Raw genomic sequence first — 12,602 nt, forward strand, 5'->3', positions numbered from 1 at the left:
AGGCAGAATTACACGCGGCAGGGTGTCTCCGAATACCCGGCTCTGTCGGCCCTCGACAGCTATTAAAGTTCAACGGCAGCATGGATTACTCGGGTGCCACCCCGAATTAGCCGCCGTTCATGACCGCTTGCACCCGCAGGCGCGGAAACACCGCTTCGATCGGTGTGCTGTCGGGCAGCACATAGACATAGCCGCCCTTGCCGCGGAACAACGGACGCAGCACGCGGCCATAAAAGGCCTTGGGCACGTTGATGCATCCGAAGGTGATCCGGTTGTCCTCCGGCGTCGGCGACAACATGCGCTCCCGCCGCTTTTCCCGCGCCGCCGCGTCTTTGGGGATCGGATGGATCGCGACAGAGGTCGCATAATCCACCCAGAGCACCCGCTCGCCGGCCACTGGCATTCCGAACTTGGCAAGGAAGCGCCCGGCGGGTGTCGTCTTCTCCGCTGGTCCCAGATCGGCGAGCTTCTTGTTGCCGACGCCGGGGCTGGCCGTGTCCCCAGTGGCAATCCCGATCAGCACCGGGACCGCACCGAGCGGTTTGCCCTTGCCATCGAACAGGAACAGCGCGGCGTTTTCCTTGTCCACCACGGCCCAGGGCAGTGCCCGGTTGTCCTTCGTGGTGGCGACCCACTGCGCGACGCGGTCGGCGGCCGCCGACGGAGTGATGGGCGTTTCCGCATCACCGCTGACCGCGGAAACCGGTTGGGGTGCCTTCACCCGCGTGGTGCGCGCCTCCGCCACGACCGGAAGGATCAGCGCGAGCCCGGTCAGCGCCCGCAGAACATGGATCATCGGTTGGACATATCCGGAAAAAAGATCGGCCGTCCCGCAAGGGTCGGCCGATCCGTAACAGTAACAATCTTTATGACGTGCCGATCGGCACGATCAATGGCGCGGACGCCTGGCCGGGCGCTGCTCCTGCGCCGTCAGACGCTGATCGACGCCGTCGACGCGACCATTGAGCTGGTCAAGCCGCTGCGCGTTGTTCTGTGCCTGGCCCGATGCGGCCTGCGCTTCCGCAAGCGCTGCCTTGGCCGTGCCATCGGTTTCCTGCAGTCGCGCTTCCAGCGTATCGACGCGCTGGCTGACCGGCGCGATCTGTTCGCGGACATAGGATTTCGTGGCGCAGCCGCTGAGTCCGACGGCACCGGCCAATGTCACCACGGCCAACAGGGATTTTGACGCAAAAGCAGACATACATCTTCCACTCGTTAACTAACTGCAACAATCAAGCTGAGCCGGAAGGGTTCCACAATCCGGTTTCTGTTCGACCGTGCACGGCGCGTGCCGAGTGGAATATGCGCAACGACAAGGCGCAGCCGCGGGGCGATCCGTCGCATATTGCGTGGGCGATGATGCAGCTAGTTCTTTGACCGGCCTTGCGCAGAAGGGGCAAACGGGTCCTCCGGAATATCATCGCCGCGCGGCTTGCGGGCCTTGACCGCTTTCGCCTCCAGGCGCTGCGCCGCGACGCAGCGGCGCAACTCGGCGACCGCCGCGCCGCTGCCGGCAAGGTTCAATCGCTCAACCGGCACGTCACCGCGCGCGATATGCAATTCGTTCGACCTGGCGAAATAGGCCGGGAACTTGGCCTCGAAGCTGGTGACGAAACCTTGCTTGCCATCCGATCGCAGTCCGATGGCGGCATGCTTTGCATAGCCGCCGTTCGACAGCCGGAAATCCAGCTTCAGCCGGTCCTTCGGCTTGATCGACCAGTTCGCGTTCAGCACCGACAGGTGGTTGGCGCCGTCCGCGTCCAGGCCGAGCAACAGGGTCGTGTCGCCGGCGCGGTCATAGGTACGGGTCAGGAAACAGCCCTGACCATCCTTGCTGGCCGCAACCGTCCAGTCCCCAACATCGCGGGCGGCATAGTCGATCGCGCTTGCCGGACTAGCGACCAGGCAGGTCAGGGCAAAGCACGCGGATGGCAGAACGGTGCGGATGAAGGCGCGGGCACGCCCGCAGGGATATTGCGACGGTAGCATGAACTTCTTTTCTCCGCCGCAATCCTAACCGGCCATATGGCGCTTGACCATCGCCGCGATGCGGCTCGTGCCGACGATGAGCGCTCCCGCGCCCGGTGGGCAGCGTTTGTTCGACAGGTCGCGATCGAGATGTCGCAGAGGGCAAACCAGTGTCAGCGCCGGTTGGGAGGTGGTGTCACCGGGTGCCCCGTCTTCTTGCGCGTCGTTCAGGCTGATGGTGCCCGAGCCACATCACCTGCGAAGCGATGGGCCAGGGCATGTTCGACCAGATCGCGATTGGAGGGTAGTCCCTGGATCGCGAACCGAGCCTGACGCTGTACCTCCGCGAAGGCGCGGCGGGCATCGTCATGAAAGCGGAACATGCCGGCCTGTGCCGACAAGTCGGTTTTCCAGCCCATGCCATACAGCACATATTGCCAACTGGCCTGCGGGAAGATGTCGATGCGCGGATCGATGTCGAACTCGGTCGGTGGCCGGAAACGCCAGCGATCGAGCAGTTCGGCGAGACTGTCGGGTATCGATGCAGCGGCGACATTGTCCTGCCAGAAGGTAGAGTCGCGCCGCTGGGACAGGCAATAATGCAGCTTGATAAAGTCCCGCACGCGCTCGAAGCGGTGCAGCATGTTGGCGTTGAACTGTCGCGCGGCTGTTGCCTGATCGCCACCCCAGGGGAAGAGGTTGGCGACAAGGCCCGCCGCGACCTCCACCAGCGCGATCCCGGTCGCTTCCAGCGGCTCGAAAAAGCCGCTCGACAGTCCGATTGCAACGCAATTGCGCACCCAGTTCGTCTCGCGATAGCCCGCCTCGAACCGCAAACGCCGAATGTCGCCATCCGGCCCCGCCGCGCCGAGATAGTCGCGGAGCACCCTCTCCGCCGCATCGTCATCCATATGTGCTGACGAATAGACATGACCCACCCCGCGTCGCCGTGACAGGCCAATATCCCAAATCCATCCCGCCGACTGCGCAGTAGATATCGTATAGGATGCGATGGGTTCATCGGGTCGAGCATAGGGAATTTGTGTTGCAAGCGCCCGGTCGCAGAACAGCGTATCGCGACAGGACCGGAGCGGCACGCCAAGTGCGCGCCCGATCAGTTGGGCGCGAAAGCCGGTGCAGTCGATATAAAGATCGGCAGTCAGCACGCCGTGCCGTTCGGTCTGCACCCCCGCAATCGCACCATCGGTATCGAGGAGAACCTCGCTAATCGTGTCCGAAAAATGCGCAACGCCGCTCCGCACGCCGTGTTCACGCAACAGCCCCGCCAGCGCGACCGCGTCGAAATGAAACGCATAGTTGAGCGGTCCGACATATTTTGGATGGCTGGGCAGCTTTGGCGCGCGCGAGGCGTCGGCGGCCAGCTTCTGCGGATTGGCCGCAGCGTCCCAGCCCATGTCGCCGGCCAACCCGAGCAGCCAGTAAGGCAGCAGTTCCAGGCCATGTTCGGCATTGGGAAGCTGAAAGGGATGAGCATAATGATCCGGGCCGGGCGCCCCCGGCGCTGCGCGCCAGTGGCGGAACAACGCGCCCTGTTTGAAGGTCGCATCGCAACGGCGGATCAGATCGGCTTCGTCGATGCCGATCGTCGCCAGCGTGCGCCGGATCGTGGGAAAGGTCCCCTCCCCCACGCCCAGTATGCCGATCTCCTGCGACTCGACCAACTGGATCGACGCGCCGCCGGGCAGGTCCGCACCCAGTCGCCTGGCCAGATAACACGCCGTCAGCCACCCTGCCGTGCCGCCCCCCGCGATCAGTATCCGCTTGGTCATACACCTCTCATCCCGCAATCACCCGCCGGCGCACGGCGCCGGCGGGTGATGCCGCATCGTCAGAATGAGAGATAGATGCCGGTGTTGATCCGCCGGTCGCTCTGGAACCAGCTGCGGCCGTAGATCTTGCCGTCCGGATAACCGCCCATCAGCGTACGCTGTGTGGCATTGAGCAGGTTCGTACCCTGAACACCGAAGGAGAAATGCTCCGTCACCTTGAAGCGTACGCCGGCGTCCAGCGTGCCATACGCGGCGCCATACACCGGCAACGCGATCTGGATCGAATTGGTCGCTGCAGTGCCCGGTATGCCGTAGAAGCCATAGGTCGGGTTCGTGCCGTTGCTGTTCGTGGATTGCAGATAGCGCGAACGCCACGAATAGCTGACCCGTGCCGAGATCGGGTTACGCTCGTAGAGCAGCGTGGCATTGAAGTTGTGCTTGGACAGGCCGACCAGCGGCGCGTCTCGCTTCACGACGCCGTTGATGTCGCGGTACACGTCCCCCGGATTCTTGCTGTCGATGAACGTGTAGTTCCCCTCGAACCCGAAGCCGGCCAGGGCACCCGGCAGCATGTCGAGGAAGAAGCGGCCACCGACCTCGACACCCTTGATCGTCGCTGCCTCGTCCGAATTGCTATAGTCGGTGGCGGCTGCGGTCACCGTTTCGGTGCCGGTGACGACATTATTGTCCACGCCGTTGCTGAGCGCCACGGTGATCTGCCGCTGGGTCAGCGAGAAGACGGTGACATCCGTCAATCGCTTGTAGAACGGTGCCAGATGAAACGACGTGCCGGCACTGGCATAATATTCGAACGACAGATCGAAATTGTTCGACATCGTCGGCTTCAGCAGCGGGTTGCCGGTTTCTGCCGTGAAGTTTGTGAAGACACCCGGCAGGTTTGTGCCCGAGCCCGGAACATTCGCCGGATTGGATGTCGTCGCCACGCCGACCGACCCTGATGAACGCAGCGCGTTGAACGTGGGCAGATCCATCGTGATGTTGTAGCCGAAGCGAACCTTGGCCTTTTCCATCGGCGCATATTCCAGGTTCACGGATGGCAGCACGCGAGTGAATTCCGCCTCCCCGCCACGCGGCACGGCTGCATTCGCGATGCCCTGGATTTGCCCGTTGCGGACGAAGGAGGCGGTGTTCTGACGAATGAAGCCGCTGCCCTCGTTCTTGATGTTGACCACGCGCACGCCGACATTGCCCGAAATGCCGGGCCCCGAGGTGGTGCCGAAACGGGCCAGCACATAGCCGGCCAGCGTTTCCGTGCGATTGTCCACGCGATCATCGGGCAGGACGAAACCGATCTGACGGATGCCGGCGGCGCCGCCATACCCCGTCTGCGGCAGCGGTCCGGATGCGGTGCAGTTGCTGAACAGCGCAGACCCAGGCGCACCGCAGAAACCCGCAGGCGGCGAGCGGGTCAGTTCTGCCCGGTCAAGGCGCGATACGAGGTCGCGCGACGCGAACATCAGATTGCCGGGCAGCGGGATGTTGCCGCGGAAAAAGTCCTTGAACGCGTGGTATTCGATGTCGCCCTGCGCGGCATTGGCATAGGTGAGCTGCGGATCGCCGTTCCAGCTGCGCCCAAGCGCCGACCAGTTGTACCCGTTCGAAAAGTCGCGCTCGGTGCGCTCTGCATAACGGCCGCCCACCTTGATCGCGCGCAGGAAGCTGTCATCGAAGCTATACTCCGCATCGAGGTTGGCGGAGTCGAGCCGACCCTTGTTGTCCTCATTATGCGGCATCGATGCCGACCAGAAATAGTTGGCCGGGTCGGCAAAGGATGCCTGAGTCCCCGGCGATACGGTGATCTTCGGCAGATCCCCGGTCAGGTCCATGCCAAAGCTCTGACCGAAGGCGACCTCGCGAAACACGTCGAGCCGGTCGTATATCTGTCGGGAATCAACCCGCTGCAACGCGCCGCGCAGCGAGAGGTGACTGTCCTCCGGTGCCCAGACGAAAGACAGCGAATAGTCACGGGTTCGGGTAGTGCTGTCGACGAAACCCTTGTTGCCGCTGCTGTTGACGGGGTTCGGGCTCGGCAGAAAAGTCGTCTGATCGCGATTGAACAGCGCATTGGTCTTCAGCAAGCCACCGACCGAGTCGAACGTGCTGCTCGCCGGATCGACCGCAAGGGTCTGCGAGCTGACCTGCGCGCCATAATCACTCGACTGGCTTTTGTAGCGTGACTGGAAGAACGTGCCGGTGAAGGTCAGCGCGTCCGAAGGCGCCCATTGCAACGCGCCATAGATGCCGTAGCGGCGATAGCGGAAAGCCTCGTCGCCGTAGGTGAAGCCGCCTGGAATATAATAATCGCGATCGCCGATTCGCGTCTTGAAGTAGGGCTCGGTACGAATGAACTGCGACAGCGAGCTGAATTGCGCATAGGCAACGTCCGCAAGCACGCCGATGCGGCCGATGCCGGTATCGAACGAATCCGTAACCAGCAATGATGCCGTAGGATCGGCCTTCTGCGCCAGATCGCCCATGCCCAGCTCGGCGGTGCCGGCAACGTGAAACTTGCCGTCAAAGTCGAACGGCATCTTGGTGCGCAGATCGATCTGTCCACCGGTGCCTCCCTCGATCAGGTCGGCCGTGGATGCCTTGTAGACATCGACTGCCGCCATCAGTTCGGGAGTCACGTCGCTCCACAATATAGCGCGACCGTTGTTAGCGCTAAAGATCTCGCGGCCATTCAAACGCGATGTGACACCGGTCAGACCACGGACCTGAACGCCGGAGCCCTGTACTGAGAAGTGATCTGGATCACCCAACGCGGCAAACCGGACAATCGAAACGCCGGAAACGCGTTGCAGCACTTCCGTGATCGAGTTGTCCGGTAATTTCCCGGCATCGTCGGCGACCACCGAATCGATGATCGTCTCGCTACGCCGCTTGCGTTCGTCCGCTGCTTCCAGCGCCGCGCGGCGTCCCGTCACGACGATGTCACTACCCGTCTGATCTGCAGCAGGATCACCCTGCTCCTGCCCCTGAACAGCGGCCTGTGTCGTGTCCGGAGATGCTGTCTGCAACTCGGCCTGTGCAAACGCCGCCGCCGGCGCGAAAGCGACAAGAAGCGCCGCCAGCGACACGCCCGCACGTAGGCTCGCGCTCGTGTCTGCGCACGCGCGAGCGTACCCGTTAATCCCCTTCATTCCACATCCTCCCCCTGAGGGTCAAAGTCACTGGTTTTACCCTGGCGCATTATCTGCGAATGCTACCGCTAACAGGTATAGGCGTGCTCCGGCTCCGTTATCAACTCCCACACCAAAATTATGCCGGAGAACAGGGATACGGATCCAATGATGTAAAAGGCGACGAAGAAGGTGATACCAAAAGATATCCTATCATCCCTGAACCTCGACGACCTATCCACCAAACGAAATATCGCTAAGTCATTATGCTGTTTGATGTTTCCGTATGAGCGAGATGGCAGGATCCGGTCGATCTCCGGCTTCACCTTACCGGCAAGCGGTTCCAGCACTATTCCGTTCGAGATGGAGCGATTATCCTTCTGATACCACTCGCGAAATCCGGTGCATGCTTCGGGTGATGTGACCGTCTACCTGGTACCACCCGTCGCGGCGGCATCTTCGGCCTTCATCCGTGCTCTGACACCGCCATCCGTCCCCCTGCCCTTCGCCATGGGCTGGTGAACCGATCCCGTCGTAGCCTGGGTCGGCGTGCCCTTTTCGAGTTGCGCGCGGTGCACATTGGCCGCGATCGTCTCGGTCAGGTCGGGCAACAGATGATGGGCGGTAGATGCCATTTGCGCCTTCCATCCCACCGGCAGTTCCTCGCGGGGGTGAAGCGAGACCCAGACGAGTGCCTGCACGACCTTTTCCGGCCCGTCCATCAGCACCATGCGATCGGCGCGACCGCTGTAATTCGCGGTGTGGTGGAAGAAGGGCGTATCCACCGCCCATGGCATCACCGTTGCCACCTTGATCGTGCGCCGGTGCCCGGCATGGCGTATCTCTTCGTTCAGCGACCGGCCCAGGCTGAGCACCCCGGCCTTGGTCGCCGCATAGGTCGTGTGATAGGCGAGCGGCACCTCGCTTTCCACCGAGCCCATGTTGACGAGCGTTCCGCTACCTTGGCGCAGAAAGCGGCGAAGCGCGGCGTGGCTGCCATAGATCACGCCCTTCAGATTGACGTCGACGATGCGTGAATAATCCGCAACCGGGACATCCCAGAAACGGCCATTGGCCCCGACGCCGGCGATATTCATCCACACGTCGATCCGGCCGAAGCGGCTTATGGCGGCATCGGCCAGCGCTTCGACCTGATCGGCATCCGCGACGTCGGTCGTCACCACCAAGGCCTGCCCGCCGGCCTCTCGCACCTGCGTGGCCACCTCCTCCAGCAGATCGGTGCGACGGGCCGCAAGAACGACATTGCCCCGCAGCGCACCCAGTCTGAGCGCCACCCCCTGACCCAGGCCGCTCGACGCGCCGGTGACGACATAGGTCCGCCCTGCCACGCGCGCCTGTCCGGAGCGGCCGAGATGCGTCGAGGTCGCGCATCCGGCCAGTGCACTCGTGGCAAGGCAGAGCGCCGCGAGCGGTCCGGGCGAGCGCATCGCTCAGGCTACCGTGAAGTCGGCATGCGGCCGTTCGTGCGGCCCGTCGTCCGGCAGGGCGGCGATGATCGTCACCTCCTCGACCTCGCTGAGTTGCGGCGGCGGTTCCGGCTGCGTCGGGTGCTTGCGGCGGACCAGTGCGAGGGCGAGCCCGCCGCCGATCAGGAGCGTCGCGGCGGCAAGCCCTGGCCGCTTCGTCGCTTTCACATAATAGCTGCGTCGGCGGAGCAGATGCGGTTCATGCGTGCCCCGCTCCGCGCCGCCATAACCCGCCTCGAACAAGGCACGGTGATGATCGCCACTCGCGTGGCGGGTTCGCGACTGCTGGGAGGTGAAGGACCAGACCGACATCAGCCGGTCCGTCAGTCGCGGCGCGACAAGGCCCAGCACGGCCGCCGCCTTTGCCTGGGCGCCGACGAACATGTCGCGCTTCGGATGGGCGGCGCACCACAGTATCGTCTCCGCCACCGCTTCGGGTGGATAGATCATGCCGCGGTGCACCGGCTGCATCGGCATGTAATTGCCCGCATGTTCGTTGTACGGCGTATCGATCCGCCCCGGATGGATCAGCGATACCGAGATGGGCAGCGCTTCCTGTTCGATCTCCTCGCGCAATGCACCGGTAAAGCCGTGCACGGCGAACTTGGCCGAGGAATAGGTGCCCTGCACGGCGGGTGCGCGATCGCCGAAGAAGCTGCCGACATTGATGATCGCGCCCGGCCTTCCGGCGCTGCGCAGGTGTCGGAAGGCCGCCAACGAGCCATGGACGGTACCCCAGTAGACCGTCCGGAACATCCGCTGCCAGTCCGCCATCGGCACGTCCCAGGTCTTGCCGAAGATCGAGACGCCGGCATTGTTGACCCAGGTGTCGATCCCGCCGAACGCGGCCACCGCCTCGTCGACGACGCGCTGGACATCGCTTTCTTCACCGACGTCGCAGCGTACCGCCAGCGCACGACCGCCCGCAGCGACGATCTCGTCGCGCAGGTCGCGCAGCGCCCGCTCGTTTCGGGCGGCGAGAACGACCGCAGCGCCGGCCCTTGCCGCCATCCGCGCCGTGACCAGGCCGATGCCGCTGCTTGCGCCGGTTATGACGATCGCCTGCTCGTGCAACGGCTTCAACGTCGGTGCCATGCGCCGTTCCTAACGTGCTTTAATCAACCCAATGATTTCATTGGACTTTCTTTCAGCAGAACGAACGGATGTCGTTGCGGTTCAGCCCTGCCGGGCCTTTTCGCATCGAAGGGGCGGCGCGCCGCGAAGCCCCCTGGCGGCGACCTATGGCTGTGCCTGCAACGCGGCGGCGATCATTGCGGCGAGTGCGTCCTCGGCACGTTCCCGGGTACCGGCGTCCTTGGCCATCAGGTCGTGCCGCACCCATTCGGGCGCGCGGCGCACGACGGCGGTGATGGCGTGGAGCATGGGATCGGTCATGCCCCGACTTTGACGATTGCGGTGACCGTGACAAGCCCCTGCGACGACGTTCGGCGCCGCGCGTCAGCGCCGGGCAGGCGGGTCGCCCCCGGTCGGAAAGCCCAGAATGGCGATGGCGCCCGCTGTGTCGTCGATATTTCCGGAGGAACGCCCCGTCTCGTCGGCAAGGGTTTCTACCAGCGACGAGACCCGACCCGTGTTCGGTGAGGATGGTTCCGCGGAGTGCCGGGACGCGCGCGCGTCCGCGCGGCAGAGCATATCCCGAGGCGTCGGAGTTCGAGCGGACGGATCGCACCGATCGCGTCCGCCGATCGGGGCGGCAGCGGGAATGCCCTTTTGCGCCATCGACCGGGTCTGTGAAACCTGGGGTATATCGGCGGTCGTCGCGGCGCGTCCGGCTCTGGCGGGACCGATCTGTTCCACCCCCGTCTTTTGTGCCGGTGTCGACACCCTTGCGTCGACCTGCTGGCGCGCAGCCGCCGGTGTTGTACCGGCAATCAGGAAGATCGCCAGCAGTGCGGCAATGCTAGCGTCCCGGCCCGGTCTGGCGGATCGCCATGGTCTGGCCGCCGGTCTGGGTGATGCCGAGATCGGGCAGGCCACTGCCTGTCTGCGTCCAGCGCAGGACATTGCCGTCACCGATCTGTCGCGCGTCCATGGCGTTTCCATCGCCCGTCTGCTCCAGTTCCGCCCGGTTGCCGGCACCGGACTGCTCCAGTCGCATGATGTTGCCCGATCCGTCCTGCGACAGGATCGCCTCGTTCATCAGGCCCTGCATACCGAACTGACGGACCGATGCGGCGTTCCCGCTACCCCTTTGGTAGATGGAAACGGACGCTTCGGCGGTGTCATCGGGCCGATAACCCGGTGGCGCCATCATCTGGGCGACGTCCGCCATATTGCGATCACCGTCCTGCTCGATGCGCACGGTTCCGCGCGATCCGGTCTGGTGGGTCGCCGTGACATTGGCGTCGCCCACCTGATCGATCTGCACGCTTTGCTGCGCCGATGACGGCGCGGGGGCGGCCACCTGCCCGACGATCAGCAACAGAAGCGATGCCGGTCCTGTCATCACCGTACCTCCCGTTACTGACGAACGACGGCCGTGTTGCTGAACCCGTTCTGCGTAATGTTCGCGACATTGTCGTCGGTAAGCTGGTAGATGCTGGCCTTGTTGAACATGCTGTTCTGCGTCACGTCGATCCGGTTGTTGTTACCGGACTGATCGAACTCGACCGACAGGACGTTGCCGAACTGCGTCACCACCGCCGCATTGCCGTTCCCGGACTGGCGCCCGTCGATCAGGTTGTCGCGTCCGATCTGGGTCAGGATGGCGGTGTTGCCGTTCCCCGGCTGCTCCAGCGTGATGACCAGGTTTTGCGATGCCGCATCCTCGAATGCGACCGGGTCCAGCGGCGTTGCGCCGTCCGCAGGCCTTCCCCCTTGCGCCGTCTGCGCGAAATTGTCGCTGCCGCCCTGACGCAGCGTGACCTGCTGGTTTCCCCGGCCGCCCTGCCAGGTGCTCAGACGATTGGCGGTGCCCGTCTGCTCGAGGGTCGCATATTGCGCCCCGGTGCCATGTTGGAAGGCGAGCGCGCTGTTGCCGTCGCCGATCTGCTGGATGGTGGCGACCGAGCCTGCCGGACCGGTTGCGGCGCCCTCGGGCCAGGCGCGCTGGTGGAGCACCAGCGAATTATTGTCGCCCTGCTGTACCACGCCGGCCGACGATCCCTCCGCGCCCCTGCCCTGGTTCACGAAGATATAGCCGCTGGTGCCGGTCTGAAGGACGTCCGTTTGCGCGGTGGTCTTTTGCTGCACCAGTATTTCGCCGTTGCGCGTGCCCTGATCGACATCGGCCCGGGCGCCTGCCGATCCGTCGAACTGCTGGATCGCCAGACGACTGATGCGGCCCCCCTGCACCACCGTGGCGGTGCTGGCCTCCTGCTGCAGCACGGACAGGCCGACCGACAGGCCGCTTTGCCGGACCGTTACCGTTCCCGCGCCCCGTTGCTCCAGATCGACCGAGCCGCCCGCGACCGACTGCCCCACATCGGCCACCGCGCCTTGGGACGCCGCCGTCTGGAGCAGTCTTACCGAACCGCCGCCGCCATTCTGGTCGATATAGGCGATGCCGTCCTTGCCCTGCTGGTCGACGACGGCGACGTTGGTGATGCGCTGCGTGACGAAGGCCGAATTGCCGCTGCCGCTCTGGTTGATCGAGGACTGGTTATACTGGCCGCCCTGGTCCACCACGGCGACCTGGGTGTCGCCGGCCTGCGTGACCTCGCTATAGTTGTTCTGCCCGTCCTGCGCCACGATGGCACTTACCGATCGGCCGAATTGAGCGATCTGCGACACGTTCCCGACCAGGCCGCCGCCAGTCTGCATGACATCGGCCGCCGATTGGCCAACGCGCTGACTAATGAAGCTGTCGTGACCACCGCCATATTGCGCGGTCGTGGCCTGGGACGTTCCGCCATGCATGATGGTGGCATGCGAACCCGCCGCGCCTGCCGCCGTATGTTGATCGATCGTCGCGCGGGCACCGAAAGACCCCTGCTGGATATAGGCGGTATCGCCGCGATCGCCCACGGTTGGGCCATCGCTTTTCTGCGTGACGGTGGCCTGATGGCCGCGACCGACCTGAATGATCGTCACATCGGCCGCCGCGGCGGTCGCGGTCTGGTCGACCATCGCCACGCTGCCCGAGCTTCCCGCGCCCGTCTGGTCGATGGTCGCGCTGGATTGTGCCAAGGCTGGCACCGCCAACAATGCAAGCGCAGATGTCGATGCAATCATCAGGGTCTTCATGCGCGGTC

General features: G+C 64.1%; 10 protein-coding genes. All 10 read right to left on the reverse strand.

Annotated features, from left to right (window positions below; all coding sequences use genetic code 11):
- Positions 1-106: 106 nt before the first annotated feature.
- Positions 107-796: a hypothetical protein gene (locus OXR08_RS05655; RefSeq protein WP_267348461.1), complete on the reverse strand. Its 690-nt coding sequence runs from the start codon at positions 794-796 to the stop codon at positions 107-109.
- A 93-nt stretch (positions 797-889) separates the two neighbouring features.
- A complete protein-coding gene (locus OXR08_RS05660; RefSeq protein WP_149682879.1) occupies positions 890-1,201 on the reverse strand; it encodes a hypothetical protein in 312 nt (103 codons plus the stop codon).
- Positions 1,202-1,365: 164 nt separating this feature from the next.
- Entirely contained in the window at positions 1,366-1,989 is a 624-nt protein-coding gene (locus tag OXR08_RS05665) for a hypothetical protein (RefSeq protein ID WP_267348466.1), read from the reverse strand.
- Positions 1,990-2,195: 206 nt separating this feature from the next.
- A complete protein-coding gene (locus OXR08_RS05670; RefSeq protein WP_267348468.1) occupies positions 2,196-3,758 on the reverse strand; it encodes a tryptophan halogenase family protein in 1,563 nt (520 codons plus the stop codon).
- 59 nt (positions 3,759-3,817) lie between these two features.
- A complete protein-coding gene (locus tag OXR08_RS05675) occupies positions 3,818-6,859 on the reverse strand; it encodes a TonB-dependent receptor (protein ID WP_267348470.1) in 3,042 nt (1,013 codons plus the stop codon).
- Between the two features lie 470 nt (positions 6,860-7,329).
- The gene (locus OXR08_RS05680) at positions 7,330-8,349 is read right to left on the reverse strand and encodes an SDR family NAD(P)-dependent oxidoreductase (RefSeq protein WP_267348472.1); all 1,020 of its coding nucleotides are present in this window, start codon (positions 8,347-8,349) and stop codon (positions 7,330-7,332) included.
- 3 nt (positions 8,350-8,352) lie between these two features.
- Positions 8,353-9,483, reverse strand: a complete 1,131-nt coding sequence (locus tag OXR08_RS05685) for an SDR family oxidoreductase (protein WP_267348474.1) — start codon at positions 9,481-9,483, stop codon at positions 8,353-8,355.
- Positions 9,484-9,627: 144 nt separating this feature from the next.
- Positions 9,628-9,783, reverse strand: coding sequence for a DUF6771 family protein (locus OXR08_RS05690; protein ID WP_162844010.1), 156 nt, complete (start codon positions 9,781-9,783; stop codon positions 9,628-9,630).
- Positions 9,784-10,309: 526 nt separating this feature from the next.
- A complete protein-coding gene (locus OXR08_RS05695; protein ID WP_267348477.1) occupies positions 10,310-10,855 on the reverse strand; it encodes a hypothetical protein in 546 nt (181 codons plus the stop codon).
- A 14-nt stretch (positions 10,856-10,869) separates the two neighbouring features.
- Complete coding sequence (locus tag OXR08_RS05700) at positions 10,870-12,594, reverse strand: hypothetical protein (RefSeq protein ID WP_267348479.1); 1,725 nt, start codon at positions 12,592-12,594, stop codon at positions 10,870-10,872.
- Between the last annotated feature and the right edge of the window lie 8 nt (positions 12,595-12,602).

The organism is Sphingomonas sp. GM_Shp_2, from assembly GCF_026540875.1.
Taxonomy (GTDB): Bacteria; Pseudomonadota; Alphaproteobacteria; order Sphingomonadales; family Sphingomonadaceae; genus Sphingomonas; species Sphingomonas carotinifaciens.